Source organism: Burkholderia sp. Bp9012, from assembly GCF_003853825.1.
In the GTDB taxonomy this organism is placed as follows: domain Bacteria; phylum Pseudomonadota; class Gammaproteobacteria; order Burkholderiales; family Burkholderiaceae; genus Burkholderia; species Burkholderia diffusa.
Genome location: NZ_QTQA01000003.1, coordinates 242,971 through 259,356 on the forward strand (window position 1 = coordinate 242,971; position 16,386 = coordinate 259,356).

The 16,386-nt window shown below is 67.4% G+C and carries 17 protein-coding genes; 12 read left to right on the plus strand and 5 right to left on the minus strand.

From position 1 onward, the window contains the following. Positions 1-23: 23 nt before the first annotated feature. The 3 genes from DIE11_RS05265 (at position 24) to DIE11_RS05275 (ending at position 3,506) form a co-directional block, all read left to right on the plus strand. On the plus strand, positions 24-1,058 hold the full coding sequence (locus DIE11_RS05265) for an AraC family transcriptional regulator (RefSeq protein ID WP_124622023.1): 1,035 nt from the start codon (positions 24-26) through the stop codon (positions 1,056-1,058). Between the two features lie 121 nt (positions 1,059-1,179). Then, positions 1,180-2,736: a nodulation protein NfeD gene (locus DIE11_RS05270; RefSeq protein ID WP_059600178.1), complete on the plus strand. Its 1,557-nt coding sequence runs from the start codon at positions 1,180-1,182 to the stop codon at positions 2,734-2,736. Further along, a complete protein-coding gene (locus tag DIE11_RS05275; protein ID WP_124622025.1) occupies positions 2,733-3,506 on the plus strand; it encodes a slipin family protein in 774 nt (257 codons plus the stop codon). Before DIE11_RS05270 ends, DIE11_RS05275 begins: the two co-directional genes overlap by 4 nt. 93 nt (positions 3,507-3,599) lie before the next feature. Here the strand turns inward: DIE11_RS05275 and DIE11_RS05280 are convergent, their stop codons facing one another. Further along, positions 3,600-4,877 carry a haloacid dehalogenase-like hydrolase gene (locus DIE11_RS05280; protein ID WP_124622027.1) on the minus strand — a complete coding sequence of 426 codons (1,278 nt, stop codon included), beginning with the start codon at positions 4,875-4,877 and terminating at the stop codon, positions 3,600-3,602. 471 nt (positions 4,878-5,348) lie between these two features. Here DIE11_RS05280 and DIE11_RS05285 point away from each other — a divergent pair, with 471 nt between their 5' ends. The 5 genes from DIE11_RS05285 (at position 5,349) to DIE11_RS05305 (ending at position 10,006) form a co-directional block, all read left to right on the plus strand. Continuing rightward, complete coding sequence (locus DIE11_RS05285; protein ID WP_124622029.1) at positions 5,349-6,227, plus strand: M24 family metallopeptidase; 879 nt, start codon at positions 5,349-5,351, stop codon at positions 6,225-6,227. 49 nt (positions 6,228-6,276) lie between these two features. After that, positions 6,277-8,064: an SDR family oxidoreductase gene (locus DIE11_RS05290; protein ID WP_059600182.1), complete on the plus strand. Its 1,788-nt coding sequence runs from the start codon at positions 6,277-6,279 to the stop codon at positions 8,062-8,064. A 34-nt stretch (positions 8,065-8,098) separates the two neighbouring features. Then, the gene (locus DIE11_RS05295) at positions 8,099-9,004 is read left to right on the plus strand and encodes a metal-dependent hydrolase (protein ID WP_124622031.1); all 906 of its coding nucleotides are present in this window, start codon (positions 8,099-8,101) and stop codon (positions 9,002-9,004) included. A gap of 88 nt (positions 9,005-9,092) precedes the next feature. Then, positions 9,093-9,380: a hypothetical protein gene (locus tag DIE11_RS05300; RefSeq protein WP_059600184.1), complete on the plus strand. Its 288-nt coding sequence runs from the start codon at positions 9,093-9,095 to the stop codon at positions 9,378-9,380. A 251-nt stretch (positions 9,381-9,631) separates the two neighbouring features. Continuing rightward, the gene (locus DIE11_RS05305; protein WP_059600333.1) at positions 9,632-10,006 is read left to right on the plus strand and encodes a DUF2917 domain-containing protein; all 375 of its coding nucleotides are present in this window, start codon (positions 9,632-9,634) and stop codon (positions 10,004-10,006) included. Between the two features lie 173 nt (positions 10,007-10,179). Here DIE11_RS05305 and DIE11_RS05310 read toward each other — a convergent pair whose 3' ends face one another. Continuing rightward, complete coding sequence (locus DIE11_RS05310) at positions 10,180-10,458, minus strand: hypothetical protein (protein WP_006480752.1); 279 nt, start codon at positions 10,456-10,458, stop codon at positions 10,180-10,182. A gap of 761 nt (positions 10,459-11,219) precedes the next feature. On the opposite strand from DIE11_RS05310, the gene DIE11_RS05320 reads away from it, so the two are divergent. Then, positions 11,220-12,521 carry an NCS2 family permease gene (locus DIE11_RS05320; RefSeq protein WP_059600185.1) on the plus strand — a complete coding sequence of 434 codons (1,302 nt, stop codon included), beginning with the start codon at positions 11,220-11,222 and terminating at the stop codon, positions 12,519-12,521. Between the two features lie 109 nt (positions 12,522-12,630). Here DIE11_RS05320 and DIE11_RS05325 read toward each other — a convergent pair whose 3' ends face one another. Further along, positions 12,631-13,482: a LysR substrate-binding domain-containing protein gene (locus DIE11_RS05325; protein ID WP_124622264.1), complete on the minus strand. Its 852-nt coding sequence runs from the start codon at positions 13,480-13,482 to the stop codon at positions 12,631-12,633. Between the two features lie 199 nt (positions 13,483-13,681). Between DIE11_RS05325 and DIE11_RS05330 the strand changes: the two genes are divergently transcribed. Genes DIE11_RS05330 through DIE11_RS05340 form a run of 3 tightly spaced genes read left to right on the plus strand, consistent with a single transcriptional unit; the run spans position 13,682 to position 15,419 of the window. Next, complete coding sequence (locus DIE11_RS05330) at positions 13,682-14,212, plus strand: sugar ABC transporter (protein ID WP_124622033.1); 531 nt, start codon at positions 13,682-13,684, stop codon at positions 14,210-14,212. A gap of 13 nt (positions 14,213-14,225) precedes the next feature. Continuing rightward, positions 14,226-14,552 carry a hypothetical protein gene (locus DIE11_RS05335; RefSeq protein WP_124622035.1) on the plus strand — a complete coding sequence of 109 codons (327 nt, stop codon included), beginning with the start codon at positions 14,226-14,228 and terminating at the stop codon, positions 14,550-14,552. Between the two features lie 3 nt (positions 14,553-14,555). Beyond that, positions 14,556-15,419 (plus strand): MBL fold metallo-hydrolase, encoded by an 864-nt coding sequence (locus DIE11_RS05340; protein WP_124622037.1) that lies wholly within the window; start codon positions 14,556-14,558, stop codon positions 15,417-15,419. Between the two features lie 152 nt (positions 15,420-15,571). Here the strand turns inward: DIE11_RS05340 and DIE11_RS05345 are convergent, their stop codons facing one another. Then, positions 15,572-15,859, minus strand: coding sequence for a DUF1488 domain-containing protein (locus tag DIE11_RS05345; RefSeq protein ID WP_014898618.1), 288 nt, complete (start codon positions 15,857-15,859; stop codon positions 15,572-15,574). Between the two features lie 241 nt (positions 15,860-16,100). After that, a complete protein-coding gene (locus DIE11_RS05350; protein ID WP_059527249.1) occupies positions 16,101-16,292 on the minus strand; it encodes a DUF2964 family protein in 192 nt (63 codons plus the stop codon). Between the last annotated feature and the right edge of the window lie 94 nt (positions 16,293-16,386).

Consider the following 16,386-nt stretch of genomic DNA (forward strand, 5'->3'; position numbering starts at 1 on the left):
TTTTTGCCATACCGGCGGCTTCGATGAAGCAGGAAGACAAGGGAACCGTCGCGATCAGCCTCGTCGCCTACAGCGTCGCGCTCGCCACCCGGCGCGGCGTCGCGGCCGAGCCGCTGCTCGCGCAAGCCGGCATCGCGCCCGCGCTGCTCGCGCAGCCGCGTGCGCGGGTGTCCGCGCAGCAGTACGGGGCGCTGTGGAACGCCATTGCGCGCGCGCTCGACGACGAGTTTTTCGGGCAGGATCGCCACCCGATGCGCAGCGGCAGCTTCATCGCGATGAGCCAGGCAGCGCTGTCCGCGAAGGACGGGCTGCATGCGATGGCGCGCGCGGTGAATTTCATGCACTGCGTGCTCGACGACCTGCACGCGGAGCTCGACGCCAACCCGCAGCGCGTGCGGCTGCGTTTTGTGCACCGCAACAGCACCTCGGCGCCCGCGATGTTCACGTACGCGACCTATTTCATCATCGTGTACGGGCTCACCTGCTGGTTGATCGGGCGACGCATCCCGCTGCTCCACGCGAGCTTCCGTTGCGACACGCCGCCGGCCGACCACGAATACCCGTCGATGCTGTGCGACGACATGCGGTTCAACCAGCCCGATTCGTATGTCGATTTCGATCCCGAATTCGCCACGCTGCCGGTCGTGCAGAACGCCAGGACGCTGAAAACGTTCCTGCGCAACGCGCCGGCCAGCTTCATCGTCAAGTACCGCAACCCGAACGCGCTCGCGCAACGCGTGCGCACGGTGCTGCGCGGCATGCCGCCCGCCGCGTGGCCCGGCGCCGACGGGATGGCCGCGCGGCTGCACGTGGCCGAGGCGACGCTGCGCCGCAAGCTGCACCAGGAAGGCCACGCGTACCAGTCGATCAAGGACACGCTGCGGCGCGACCTCGCGTTCGAGGCGCTGGCCGATCCGTCGCGGACCATCGCCGACGTCGCAGCGGCCACCGGTTTCGCGGAACCGAGCGCGTTCTACCGCGCGTTTCGCAAATGGAGCGGGCGCAGCCCGGCCGAATACCGGCAAGAAGCGCTCGCGCGCAGCGGCGGCGCCGGCTGAATCAGCGGCGCGCCGCCGCACCTTCGCGCTTTCCGCGGAAACCGCCTAATCTTCAATCATCGGGCCAACGCCCTTTACGCGAGCCGGACGGCGTGCGGCTGCGCGCCACCCGGACGCCCCGATGCGCATTCACCGTCATGGGCCGCCGCCGGCACCTGTATCGCCCGGCGGCCGTCCCCGTCACCCGCTGTCCGCGCGGGTCGCGCGCGCCGCGCTGTTCGCGGCGCTGCTCGTCGTGTGCGCGGCGGTTGCCGCCCCGCCCCCCGCCGCCGCACCCGCGGCCGCGCCGCCGGTGTTCGTGATTCCGGTCAACGGCGCGATCGGGCCGGCCAGCGCCGACTTCATCGTCCGCTCGCTCGAGCGCGCGGCGCGCGAGCACGCGCCGCTCGCGATCCTGCAACTCGATACGCCCGGCGGGCTCGACACGTCGATGCGCCAGATCATCAAGGCGATCCTCGGCTCGCCGGTGCCGGTCGCCGCGTTCGTCGCGCCGGGTGGCGCACGGGCCGCGAGCGCCGGTACCTATATCGTCTACGCGAGCCACATCGCCGCGATGGCGCCCGGCACCAATCTCGGCGCGGCGTCGCCGGTGCAGTTCGGGATCGGCGGTGGCGCGCCGGGGACGCCAGGCGCGCCCCGAGCGCCGCCAGCCGGGGCATCGGGTGCCGCCGGTGCATCCGCGACGCCGGCCGAGCTGCCGAACGATACGCAGTCGACCGAGATCCGCAAGGCGACCCAGGACGCCGCCGCGTACATCCGCGGCCTCGCGCAGTTGCGCGGACGCAATGCCGCATGGGCCGAGCGGGCGGTGCGCGAGGCATTGAGCCTGTCCGCGACCGAGGCGCGCGCGCAGCATGTCGTCGACCTGATCGCGCAGGACCCGGCCGACCTCGCGCGCCAAGTCGACGGTCGCACCGTGACGACGACCGCCGGCACGCTGCACGTCGCGACCGCGCATGCGCCGCTCGTCGTGCTCGCGCCCGACTGGCGCAGCCGCTTCCTGTCGATCATTGCCGATCCGAACGTCGCGCTGATCCTGCTGACGATCGGCATCTACGGTCTCTTCTTCGAATTCGCGAATCCCGGGTTCGTGCTGCCGGGCGTCGCCGGCACCATCTGCCTGCTGATCGGGCTGTTCGCGATGCAATTGCTGCCGATCAGCTATGCGGGCCTCGGGCTCGTGCTGCTCGGACTCGGCTGCCTCGTCGCCGAGGCGTTCCTGCCGACCTTCGGCGTGCTCGGTTTCGGCGGAATCGTGTCGTTTACGATCGGCGCATTGATGCTGATCGATACCGACGTGCCCGGCTACGGTATTCCGTGGCCCGTGATCGGGAGCCTCGCGCTCGGCGGCGGGCTGCTCGTCGCGGGCGTGTCGAGCGTCGCGCTGCGCGCGCGGCGGCGGCCGGTCGTGACGGGCGCCGAGGCAATGGTCGGCAGCATCGGCGAAGTGCTCGACGACGGTTTGCAGGCCGACCAGCCGCACGGCGCGGCCGGCCCCGCACCATCGGCCGCGGGCTGGGCGCGCGTGCATGGCGAGCGCTGGCGCGTCGCGAGCAGCGTGCCGCTCGCCGCGGGCTGCCGCGTGCGCGTCACCGGCCGCCAGGGGCTGACGCTCACGGTCGCACCGCTCTACGACGTGCCGGCACACGAACAACAACACCAGGGAGCACCGTCATGATGGGCTACACGTTTGGCTTCAGCAGCGTCCTGATCGTCTTCGTCGTGGTGCTCGTCGCATCGTCGATCCGCATCTTTCGCGAGTACGAGCGCGGCGTGGTGTTCATGCTCGGCCGCTTCTGGAAAGTAAAGGGGCCGGGGCTCGTGCTGATCATCCCGATCGTCCAGCAGGTCGTGCGGATCGACCTGCGCACCGTCGTGTTCGACGTGCCGCCGCAGGACGTGATCACGCGCGACAACGTGTCGGTGAAGGTGAATGCGGTCGTGTATTTCCGCGTCGTCGATCCGGAGAAGGCCGTGATCCAGGTCGCGCGCTTCTTCGACGCGACGAGCCAGCTCTCGCAGACGACACTGCGCTCGGTGCTGGGCAAGCACGAGCTCGATGCGCTGCTGGCCGAGCGCGAGCAGCTGAATGCCGACATCCAGAAGACGCTCGACGCGCAAACGGATGCGTGGGGGATCAAGGTGTCGACGGTCGAGATCAAGCACGTCGACCTGAACGAGACGATGGTGCGCGCGATCGCGCGGCAGGCCGAGGCCGAGCGCGAACGGCGCGCGAAGGTGATTCATGCGGAAGGCGAGCTGCAGGCGTCGGAGAAGCTGCTGCAGGCCGCGCAGCGGCTCGCGCAGGAGCCGCAGGCGATGCAGCTGCGCTATCTGCAGACGCTGACGACGATCGCGGCGGACAAGAACTCGACGATCGTGTTTCCGCTGCCGATCGATCTGCTGGGGGCGCTGCTGGACCGGTTGGGCCCGCCGCGCGAGCATTGAGTCGCGCGGGCGCCGGCCCGCACGGCGCCGCAGCCGATGCCGATGCCGATGCCGACGGGCGCCCGGCCGCGGCGGCCCGGCGCCCGGCCCGCGTCAGGCCAGCAGCTTGCGGTCGGTCTTGCCGTACTTGATCGACTTCTCGTCCGGAATCATCAGGCCCGTGTGCTCGTCGCGGCCCTGCAGCAGGAAGCGGGCGTCCCGGTTGCCGATCTGTTCGGCCGCGAGCTTGCTGTCCGCGCCGATCTCGCCCTTCTTCATCCGGTTGACGATCACACCGGCCGCGGTGTCCTTGAAGTCGCGCAGCATCCATGCGTCGCCGTCGCTGTCGCCGAACACCAGCAGCGGGCCGTAGCCCTTCTTCGACGCGAGGACGTTGCGGATGCCAATCGTCTTGCCGGGACCCCAGTTGAAATGCCAGCCGGCCGGATAGGTGCTCGTGTATTTGCCGTCCTGCATGTCGAGCCGCAGGCCGATCACGTTCTCGGGCGCCACGCCGTAGCCATAGTTCGGATTGCCGGCGAATACGCGCACGACATCGTCGAGCGACGCGGTGCTCACGTACACGTCGATGCCATTCGCACGCAGCGTATGCATCACCGCGCGGATTTCCTCGTGAATGCGGATGCCATGGAAATGCGTGTCGGCCACCACGCCGGCCTTGCCAGGCAGCGCCTTCGGGCTTTCGTAACGGACCTTGCGCAGCGCGTCGCCGATACCGTAGTTGTTCGACGCTTCCGCCATCGCCTGCAGCTCGGCGGTCGTCATGTTCTTGTAGAAGTAGATGATCCACTTGTAGCCGACTTCGAGCGGATGCGTGTCGCAGATCGCGTCGTACATGAAGTACAGCTTCGCGCGAAAATCCTTGAACTGGTCGGTCTCGCGAATCTCGTCGAGGCTCTTGTCGCCGCCGAGGCCCTTGTAGTTCGCATGGAGCCAGCGGTAGTCGGATTCGACGTCGGCGGCGAGATCCTCCATCGTCACCGGCTTGCCGTCGACGGTCGTGTAGTCCTTCACGAACGCGCCCTTCGGCACGTCCTTCCACATCACATCGACGAACTCGTCCGGGGTCAGCTTGTACTGCAGATGGTTGATCTGGTACATCAGCAACGCCTCTTCGCAGTCGTTCATGATGCACGTGTTGTCCCAGTCGAATACCGCATACGGGCGGCGCTTTCCGTCGTAGCGCGCGCTCGCGACGCCATGCTGGTCGAGCACCGCCTGCAGGCGCGCGGCGTTGAACGGCGACCAGCGGCCCGGGTCCAGCGCGTCCGGCGCGGTTGCGCTCTTCGCGCCGGCCATGCCGGCCTTGAGCATCAGCGGCGTCGCAGCGGCCGCCGCGGCAAGGGTGTTCATGAACTTGCGGCGTTGCATGGTCTCTCTCCGTGGAATTGTCGAATCGGCTTGGGTCATAGCCCCGCGAAGCCGGAAAGGCTTCGAATCGGGGGCGAATGATGTGACGAAATTATTTCGGCAATTTGACAGCGTCTCGCCACGACACGACGGGGAGTTGATCCGGCGCGACATTCCAGGCCTGCGTCGGCACCGCGCGGGGCGCACTCCGGCCGGCTCCCCCGCACGGGACACGCGCGCGGCGACAGCCCTCCGGCCACGATCGCCGGAAACCTAGAGCTTCCCCTCCATTTCGGCCTTCATTAGGAGAAGCCCTCACCTCCGCGCCAGGTCGAACCGGCTATGATCTTTACATCGATCAATGACACATTAAATGCTGACTGAATAATTCGCCCTGGATCACCGGCGAATGGATTCCGGATCAGCGCCCCAGCCTTGCACAGGCCCCGCGTCGCCGAAGCGCGAACGCGGGCCGTCACATGGAGACGCCTCATGCCCGACCATCCGCTGCCGGAAGTCCATCTCGACGAGCTGCCGCAATTCCGCGCGGTCCAGCAGCTTGCCTATCGCTGCGTCGAGACCGTCGGCGCGATGCTCTATCCCGGCATCACCGAGAAGGAAGCCGCGCGCCTGCTGACCGAATGGCTGCGGGACAACGGCGTGCACGACTGGCTGCACAAGCCATTCGCGTGGTTCGGCGACCGCACCGCGTTCGAAGGCTTCTCCGGCCTAAAGCACATGGGCGGCTTCAACCTCGCGTTCTTCCCGAGCAACCGCCAGCTCGAGACCGACATGCCCGTGATCCTCGACGTCGCGCCGGTGCTCGACGGCATCGTGGCCGACGTCGGCTACGCGCACTGCCTCGGCCACAACCCCATCCTTGAACAGTTGCAGGACGACCTGATGGACCATCGCGACATGATCGTGCGGCTCGTGAAGGAGCGCCGCCCGATGGCCGAGGTCGCGCAGGCGGTGGACGCGCTGTGCCGCCGCCAGGGCGTCGAGCCGCGCCACAAGGCGTATCCGTTCAAGGTGCTCGCGCATCGCGTCGCGAAGATCCACAAGCTGTCGACACCGCGCTTCGTCGCGCGCTTCGGGCTGAACGCGACGCGCAACCTGCTGCTCGACCAGGGCCGCGCGGCGAAGCAGCAAGGCTGGTCGCCGCTGTGGTCGATCGACCGCCGCTCCGAACACGCGCCGGTGCCGGGCCTGTGGGCCGTGGAGCCGCATCTCGGCTTCGCCGGCGTCGGCGCGAAATTCGAGGAACTGCTGGTGATCACCGACGACGACGCGTACTGGCTCGACGACGACCTGCCGCACGTGCGCCGTCGGCAGCGCCGCCAGGCCGAACGCATGCAGGCCGTCGCCTGACACGCACGCGTCTCGCCCACTTCCCGAATCCCTGAACGACGGACTCACGATGCAGCCTCTTTCCGATGAAGCGCCGCTGGCCCTGTTCGAATCGGTTCACAGCGAGACGGCCGTCGCTTCCGGCGACCTGACGCTCGCGGTCAGGACCTGGGGCGACCCGGCCCGCTCGCCGGTCGTGCTCGTGCACGGCTACCCCGACGACAGCAGCGTCTGGCAGCAGGTCGCGCCGCTGCTCGCGCGCAAGCACTACGTGATCGCCTACGACGTGCGCGGCGCGGGCCTGTCCGGCGCGCCCAAGCGCACGGCCGACTACCACCTCGCGAAGCTGACCGACGACTTCATCGCGGTGATCGACGCGCTCTGCCCCGGCCGCGCGGTGCACCTGATCGCGCACGACTGGGGCTCGATCCAGGGCTGGGAGTTCGTCACGGATCCGCGGCTCGCCGGCCGCATCGCGTCGTACACGTCGTGCTCGGGGCCGTGCCTCGACCACGTCGGCTTCTGGCTGCGCGAACGCGTGCTGCATCCGACGCCCGCGTCGTTAGCCAGGCTCGGCGGGCAGCTCGTGCGCTCGTGGTACGTGTATCTGTTCCATCTGCCGTTCATCCCCGAGCTCGGCTGGCAGCTGTGGCTCGGCCGCGCATGGCCGGGCCTGCTGCGCCGGGTCGAGAAGACCCCCGCCACGCCGCGCGCGACGCAGGCCGACGACGGCGCGCGCGGCGTACGCCTCTATCGCGCGAACTTCATCCGCTGCCTGTTCGCGCCGCGCGAGCGCTACGCGCACGCGCCGGTGCAGACGATCGTGCCGCTCGGCGACAAGTACGTGAGCCCGGCGCTGTCCGAGAACCTGTCGCGCTGGGTGCCGCAGTACTACCGCCGCGAAGTCGCGGCCGGCCACTGGCTGCCGCTCGCCGATCCCGCGCGCTTCGCGGGCCTCGCCGAACAGTTGATCGACGCGGTCGAATCGGGCGACGAGCCGCCCGCGCTCGCGAACGCACGCCGCCGCGCGACCAGCGGCCGCTTCAGCGGCAAGGTCGCGGTCGTCACCGGCGCGGGCAGCGGCATCGGCCGCTGCGCGGCGCTCGCATTTGCCCGTGAAGGCGCGACCGTCGTCGCGTGCGACATCGATCTCGCGAGCGCCGAGCGCACCGCCCTGCTGCTCGGACTCACCGGCGCGCAGGCGCATGCAAAACGCGTGGACGTCGGCTCCGCCGACGAGATGGAAGCGCTCGCGGCATGGGTCGGCAGCGAACTCGGCGGCGCCGACGTCGTGATCAACAACGCGGGCATCGGCATGGCCGGCGGCATTCTCGACACCAGCGAGCGGCACTGGGAGCGCATCCTGCACGTGAACCTGTGGGGCGTGATCCACGGCTCGCGGCTGTTCGCGCAGCAGATGGCCGCACGCGGCACGGGCGGCCACATCGTCAATACCGCGTCGGCCGCCGCGTTCGGGCCGTCGCGCGACCTGCCCGCGTACGCGACGACGAAGGCCGCCGTGCTGATGCTCAGCGAATGCATGCGCGCGGAACTCGCGGAAAAAGGCATCGGCGTGACGGCCGTCTGCCCCGGCTTCGCGGAAACCGGAATCATGGCGTCGACGCAATACGCGGGCGCCAGCGCACAGGACGAGGCGCGGCTGCGCAAACGCGCGACGAAGCTGTACCAGATGCGCGGCCTGAAGCCGGAAACCGTCGCGCAGGCGATGGTCGACGGCGTGCTGCGCAACCGGCCGGTCGTGGCCGTCGGCACCGAGGCGCACGCACTGCGCTTCGTCGGCCGCTTCATGCCGTGGCTCGGCCGGGTGCTTGCCCGCGTCAGCATGGCATCGCATTGACGGCGCGGCGCGCCGCACGGAAACGGAGACACAGATGACCTCTACCGCCGACTATCACAAGATCAAGGCCCGGCACGTGAAGTTCGACTTCAGCGACACGCCGATCACCTGGGTGCCAAACGACCCGGGCAGCACGCACATCATCAACACGCTGAACCTGCTGTTCCCGGAGGGCGAACTGTGGTTCTGCCGCGTGTACAACAAGGCACTGCCGAACATCACCGATGCGCGCCTGCGCGACGAAGCCGAAGGCTTCCTGCGCCAGGAAGCCGTGCATTCGCGCTCGCACGGCGGCGTGCTCAAGCATTACTACGACCGGCACGGGATCGACACGAAGCCGTTCACGCAGAAGCTGAACTGGCTGTTTACGCGCGTGCTGGGCGAAGCGCCGTTCGGGCTGAAGATCGGCCATACGCGTTTCTGGCTGCGTCAGCAGCTCGCGGTGATCGCATCGCTCGAACATTTCTTCGGCTATCTCGGCAACTGGGTACTCAATGCGCACGGGCTCGACGAAGGCCGTGCCGACCCGACGATGGTCGACCTGCTGCGCTGGCACGGCGCGGAGGAAGTCGAGCACCGGACCGTCGCGTTCGACATCTACAACCACATGGGCGGCAACTATCCGGAGCGCTGCGTGCACATGGCGTTCGTGATCGTGCTGTTGCTCTACTTCATCACGAGCGGCGCGAAATTCATGTACCGGCGAGATCCCGCCGCCGGCCGCTACCCGGGTTTCGTGCTGTCGTGGTGGAAGGGTTCTCGACGCGGGCACCTGCCGTCGTTCTGGAAAGTGATCGGCGCGGCGTTGCGCTATTTCAAGCCGGGCTATACGCCGCATCACGAAGGCTCGACCGAGCAGGCGCTTGCGTATCTGGCGCGCTCGCCGGCCGCGCAAGCGGCCGCGCATGGCGGCAACTGGGGCACGACGAAGGGCGTGTGACCGCGTCCGCAAGCGGGTTCGCGACAGTTTCGGCGGGGCGCCGGCCGAAATGCGTACAATCGCGGCTTCATTTCCCGGAGGTGCCGCGATGGCCATGAAGAAAACCGATCTAGAAAAGAACAAGGCGCTCAAGCTGACGCACGCGATGAAGCAGTCCAGCTCCGCCCGCTTCGGCAAGGCTGCCGAGGACGCAGCGAAGCTCGACCGCCGCGCGCAGCGCAAGCTCGACCAGGAACAGGGTCTCGTGCCGTTCGCGTGCAAGCTCAACGCCGAACTCGTCGAACAGCTGAAGGCACGCGCCGCCACCCATCCGAACGGGATGACCGGCCTGCTGTCCGAACTGCTCGTCAACGGCCTCGCCCAGCGCGACGCGTGATCGTCGCAAATCTCGAAAATAGTCGTTGACAACGCCGTACGACATCGACAAACTCGTTCGCATGCCTACGTTCAAGCTCATCGCCATCGCGAATCATTGCCCGGTGAACATTCGAAAGAATGGATCACGGGAGGCGCTTGTGCGTTAGCATCCGAGCAGTACCGCATGTCACACAAGGCCTCACCGGAAACGGATGAGGCCTTTTTGTTCTGGTGCGCGTCATCCGTCCGGTTCAACGAATGGAGCAGACGATGGACCAGGCAAGCCCGTTGTTCGACCGTCCCGATTCGCGCCGCGTCGGTGCGATCGCGTTACCGACCGTCGTGATCCGCTTCGCGGTCGCGCCGCGCACGACACTGACCTGGCGCGCGCCGAGCGATGCGGAAATTCGCGCGCACGGCGCACCGCTGTGGATCACGCGGCCGCCGAGCGTCGACGACTACTGGGTACAACCCGGCGACGTGCTGCGCATCGCGCGCGGCGATCGCATCTGGCTCGGCACCGATGACGACCGGCCGGCCGAAGCATCGATCACGACGGCGTACGTGAGGCGCGGCGAACGGCTGAGGCGCACGCTCGCGCGAATGCAACGTTTGCTCGCCGGACGTTGGCGAAGACGGGATTGACGATGCGCGCTCACGCGCGCGGCGGGGATGCCGGAACGCGCGGAATCACCGTATGCGGAAACGGACGCACCCGCGACGCAACGCGTCGCGGGTGCGCATCGAATGACGCGGCACGCACGTGCGTGCCGCGTGCGATCGCGCGCCGTGCGCAACCCTCACATGCATCACGTGCATCAGGTGCTGGCGGCGAGACGCGGGCCCGTGCTGCGAGGCGTGGAATCGAGGTCGGGGCGTTGCGCCGCCTGCGAGGTCACCCACGGGTCGATGCCTTGCTTTTGCACCTCCTCGAGAAATGACACTCGCGTACGCCAGTAATCCGCCTGTAATTTCGCATCGATGACGCGCTGTTCGGCTGCGAACAGTTCCATGCGCGCCGTCACGAGCATCGATGCAGCGGTTTTTTCCGGCGTGGGGGCGTGCCGCATCGCCCAACGGCTGATCCAGTTCAACATGCTGACCTCCGTGATGACGGGCGAACCCGCATCGGGCAATCGCAACCGGTCGCGCCTGCCCGAATGCGCAACGACCGTCACCGCGCTTCACCGCCCGGCCTGCACGGACTGCGACTCCCCCGCGTCGGCAACATCTGGCCGGCGTGTGCGCGCGGTGTATCTATCCTAGAAAGACTTGCCGGTTAACGCGATGACGTCTTGCAATCTTTTACACAGAAACCACAGTCGGGCTCGCACCGCGAAATGACAGTTGCGGACGCGACGGCTTCGGCGCAGGATAGCCCGATATCTGCAACCGCCTGGACTGACGAATGGCTGCTGCATGCCGCCGCGCACCCGCGCCGGTCATGCGCGCACTCGCGCACGTATTGCGTCCGTCCTGCGTTCGCCCCTCGTGCGGGCGTGCCATTGCAGTCGCATGCCGTCGCGTTGCGGCAGCCCCCCGCATGTCGATCATGCCGTTGCGCCCGCATCGGCCGACACGGCCCGCCCGTCGTCGAATCGTTTCCATCGTTTCTACCTGCCCGCCTCGTCCGAACCGGTAAAATGCGCGCCTTCCTCGCGCGGCCGGCCTGTCCAGCCGTTCGCGCGAACGCTGCCGATCGTGCCCCGCAACTATATCGTCCGAGCTATCCGCGCTATTACAATCCGCCGATAGCGTCGCAATAGTGGCTGGTTACAGTACGCCGGCCTCGCGCTGCCTTACAACAATTCGGCACGAACAACAAGCAACACGACAACCCGACCGGAGAAACGCCTTCATGGAATCCATCAAGCGGTATTTCGGCTTCGACGAAGCCGGCACCGACTTCCGCACCGAAATACTCGCGGGCGTCACCACGTTCCTGACGATGGCCTACATCATCTTCGTCAACCCCGCGATCCTGGGCGATGCCGGCATGCCCAAGGAATCCGTGTTCGTCGCGACCTGCCTCGTCGCGGCGCTGGCGTCGATGATCATGGGGCTGTACGCGAACTACCCGATCGCCTGCGCGCCCGGCATGGGCCTGAACGCGTATTTCGCGTACACGGTCGTCAAGGGGATGGGCTTCACGTGGCAGGCCGCGCTCGGCGCGGTGTTCATCTCCGGCTGCCTGTTCCTGCTCGTCACGCTGTTCCGCGTGCGCGAGGCGATCGTCAACGGCATTCCGAAATCGCTGCGCATCTCGATCACCGCCGGCATCGGCCTGTTCCTCGGCATCATCTCGCTGAAGACCTCGGGTGTGATCGTCGGCAACCCCGCCACGCTCGTCACGCTCGGCGACCTGCACAAGCACGATACGATCCTCGCGATCATCGGCTTCTTCACGATCGTCACGCTCGACCACCTGCGCGTGCGCGGCGCGATCCTGATCGGCATCATCGGCGTCACGATCCTGTCGTTCTTCTTCGGCGACAACCAGTTCCACGGCGTGTTCTCCGCGCCGCCGTCGATCGACGCGACGCTGTTCAAGCTCGACATCGGCGCCGCGCTGTCGACCGGCATCATCAACGTGATCCTCGTGTTCTTCCTCGTCGAACTGTTCGATGCGACCGGCACGCTGATGGGCGTCGCGAACCGCGCGGGCCTGCTCGTCGAGGGCAAGATGAACCGCCTGAACAAGGCGTTGCTTGCCGACAGCACGGCGATCGTCGCGGGCTCGCTGCTCGGCACGTCGTCGACCACCGCGTACATCGAAAGCGCGTCGGGCGTGCAGGCCGGCGGCCGCACGGGCGTGACGGCGATCACCGTCGCCGTGCTGTTCCTCGCGTGCCTGTTCATCGCGCCGCTCGCCGGCGTCGTGCCGGCCTACGCCACGGCACCGGCACTGCTGTACGTGTCGTGCCTGATGCTGCGCGAGATGGTCGAGGTGCCGTGGGACGATGCGACCGAAGCCGTGCCGGCCGCGCTGACCGCGCTGCTGATGCCGTTCACTTACTCGATCGCGAACGGCGTCGCGTTCGGCTTCATCGCATACGGCGGCCTGAAGCTGCTGACGGGCCAGGCCCGCACGGTCAAGCCGATCGTGTGGATCATCGCGGCCGTGTTCCTGTTCCGCTTCTTCTATCTCGGCAGCGAGTGACGCACGCGCGCCCCTGTGCGCTGCAAGATGAAACGAAAACGCCACCTTCGGGTGGCGTTTTCGTTTTGTTCTCGTTTCGGCTACGCGGGGTGGTGCAAGCGAGCGCCGGTCAAACGTCCGCCTGCCGGAGCACCCAGCGCGCGAAGGTCTGCAACGGCCCCTCGCCCAGTTCCAGCGCCTCGGGCAACACGAGACAGAAGCGCTTGACCACGCCCCGCCCGGCGGGCCAGGGCGCCGCTAGCAACCCTTGCGCGATCTCGGCGTCGACATAGAGGCGCGGCACCAGCGCGACACCGAGCCCGGCGAGCGCCGCCGCGATCAGCATCGAGTAAAGATCGTAGCGTGCGCCGGCGGCCGGATTGTTCACCGGCAGCCCCGTCTCCTGCACGTACGCCGACCACGCATCAGGCGTCTGGCGCTTGTGCAGGCGCGGCAGCGTGCCCAGCAATACGTCCGGCTGCCCGGCCGCGAGCAGCGACGGATGGCAGACCGGCACCAGCACCTCCTCGCACAACCGGTACGTATGCATGCCGGCCCAGGCCGGATGCTCGAAGTGAATCGCCGCATCGAAACCGCTGCCGGCCAGCACGAACGGCTCCGCGCGATCGGCGAAATGCACCGTGATGTTCGGATGCTGCGTCTGGAATCCCTTGAGCCGCGGAATCAGCCAGCGCGTCGCGAATGTCGGCGTCACGGCGATATCGACGCTGCCGCCGTCGCCGGGCTGCCCCATCATGTACTGGCTGTCGCGCTCGAGCCGGTCCAGCACTTCGCGAACCTGCGCCGCGTAGCGCACGCCGTTCGGCGCCAACCGCACGCGGTTGCCGACCCGCTCGAACAGCGCGACACCCAGGAACGTCTCCAGCCGGCCGATCTGCCGGCTGATCGCGCCTTCCGTCAACGCCAGTTCGTCGGCGGCGCGCGCGAAGCTTCCATGCCGCGCCGCGGCCTCGAATGCCATCAATGCCGAATTGCTCGGAATCCTGCGTCGCGTCACGATTGCTCCCGGTCCGACCGCCGTCGGTCATGGCTTGATCAAATGTCATTGAACGGTGACGAATCATCGTTTTTCTGCCGTACATCGGCTCATTATCATGACAAAAACTCAACCCGTCGAGCAGCCATCGGTCCCGAAGGCCGCTCGCCCCCGTGGAGAAACCATGATCTATGCCGTTGAATGCAGCATCGCCGAGCCCGCCGTCGAAGCCGAGTGGAACGACTTCTACAGCCGCGTCAAACTGCCGGCGCTCATCTCCGTATCCGGCTTCCGCACGTCGCAACGCTTTCGCGCACTCGGCGGCGACGGCCCCGTCTACCTCGCGCTGCATACGATCGACGGCCCGGACGTGCTGACGTCGGCCGAGTATCGCGACAAGGGCGGCGGCAATTTCGCGCGCTGGCAGCCGCACATCGTCGAGTGGCGCCGCAACGTCTACGACTGCGCGGCCCCCGCGCCGGCCGTCTCCGGCCATCAATGGCTGGCCGTTTGCGACGACCCCGCCCCGTTCGAGCGAGCAGCGATCGCAGCCACGGCCATGCATGCGGTCGCGCTGGATCGGCGGCCGGCCGCGCGCTGGCTGGCCGTCCTCACGCACGATCAGGCTCGGCTCGGGTCCGATGCCGCGATCCGGCTCTATGCACCGATGGGTGACCCACTCGTCAGCACACCGACGTCGGCAACCGCACGCTGACCGGAGCCCGACCATGCCCAGCGTCACGATCTTGATTCCCGAGGCGAGCATGCCGGCCAGCACGGCGCTCGACGCGTTGTCGTCGGCCTGCGAGAGGCTCTGCACCGACGTGCTGAGCGCCGCACCCGGCACGGTCCACGTCGTATACGTCCCGGTCCGGCACGGCTGCGGACATCCGGTCAGCGCGGAGATCCGCTTTCGCACCTCGTCATTTCGCACCCCTGAACTGATGGACCGGTTCATGACCGAACTGGATCGCGAGATTCTTCGCCACACCGGATTCGTCGCACGCATCCGCTGCTTCGGCTACGACGCCACCCACCTTCACGCCCGACATTGACCCGTGAGCACGCCTGTTCAACTCCCTTCCTTCCCGCGTCGCCAGATTGGCGATTTCACAGTGATCGCGATCAGCGACGGCACGCTGACGGCCGGCCTCGACCTGCTGTCGAACATCGACGTCGACGACGCGACCGGCATCATGCACCGGGCCGGCATACACGCGCCGTCCGACGTCAACATCAACTGCTACGTGATACGCGGGAACGGGCGCACCGCACTCGTCGACACCGGCGCCGGCGGCATCCGGAACTGGGGCGGCCTGCTGCGTCCGTCGCTGTCGCAAGCCGGCATCGATGCACGCGACATCGACACGGTCCTGCTGACGCACGCGCATCCGGATCACATCGGCGGCCTCCTGGACACGGACGGACATCCGGCCTTTCCGCAAGCGGAGGTGCTCATTCACGAACGGGAACGTGCGTTCTGGCTGGACGACGCCATGTACGAGCGGGCAAACGAGCGCGCACGCGTCAATGTCCGGATCGCGCGGCGCACGTTCGACGTGTATCGCGCGCATCTACGCACCATCGAGGCAGGCGACGTGCTGCCCGGTATCGTCGCGGTCCCGCTGCCGGGGCACACGCCCGGCCACACCGGCTATCGCGTCGAATCGCGCGGCGAGCGCCTGCTGATCTGGGGCGATCTCGTGCATTTCGCGCCGATTCAGGTTGCGCGCCCCGACGTGTCGATCGCGTTCGATCACGATCCGTCGCAGGCATCATCGACGCGCGCGGCCACGCTCGCCGAAGTCGCTTCGGATAACTTGCTGATTGCGGGCATGCACCTCGCCGACACGGGCTTCGCACGCATCGCGCGCACGAATGGCGCAACCGGCGGCGCGTATGTGCTTGGCGGGGTGGATTGAGCGAAACGGAACGCGGGCACGCCAGTGCGCCGCACGATGCTCGAATCGTGCCACGCACCGCTCCGGGCGAGCGCGCTACCGGACGAGCATGCGCCGATATGACACGGGCGCCGGTATCCGGCGCCCGCTCCGTCGCTGCCCGGTCGTCCGGCTCAGCGCCAGTTCGCTTCGTAGAAGCGCACGTAGCCGCTGCGCAGCGTCACGCATTGCGCGCGCGTCTCGGACAGCAACCGCCGTGCGGCCGCCTCGATACGCTCGCGGTGCTGATCGTACGCACCGACCATGTCCTCGAAGCGCGGCGATGCCGCACCGAAATGATCCTCCAGCGCCTCGGCGGTGATCTGACATTGAACGCGCTCGCCATTGACCAGCGCCGTGAAACCAAGCATCAGGTCGCGCCCCGAATATTCGGGCTTCTCATTCGTGAAATGAATCTGCATGGGAGCCGCCTTGTCCGGTAGAAAGCAAATGACCGCGTCCGTCGTCCGCTACCGGCCGGACGAAAATTTACGCGGGCTCGCCGGCAGAGGCAGGATCCACGGGGTATGGCGCGGACACCGCATGCCGGTTGCATTCCACTTTAGACGGTTTCGCGCAGGAGGCAAATTTTGCGATGTGCGGCGTTCCGACGCGTATTTTCATCAGACCAGCGCGACATCCGGCACCGTTTGCCGGGTGGCGTCAGTGGGGATCGGTGGGCCAGATGTTCAGTGCGATCGCGGCGGTCGTGGCGCCTACCGCGATCGCGGCCGCCCCGTATTGCACCGCGTCGCTCAGGTCGAACAACAGACCGTGGATCGCGACGGCGATGCCGCCCAGCATGATGAAGGTGGCGATGGCCGCCAGCACGACTCTCAGTTCCGTCCGAACCATGATGGGTCTCCCGAACGGATGCATGTCACGTCGCATGCATGTTGCGATGCGGAACACGGCGCGTGCGCGTTCCACTTTCATCATTGCATGCGGG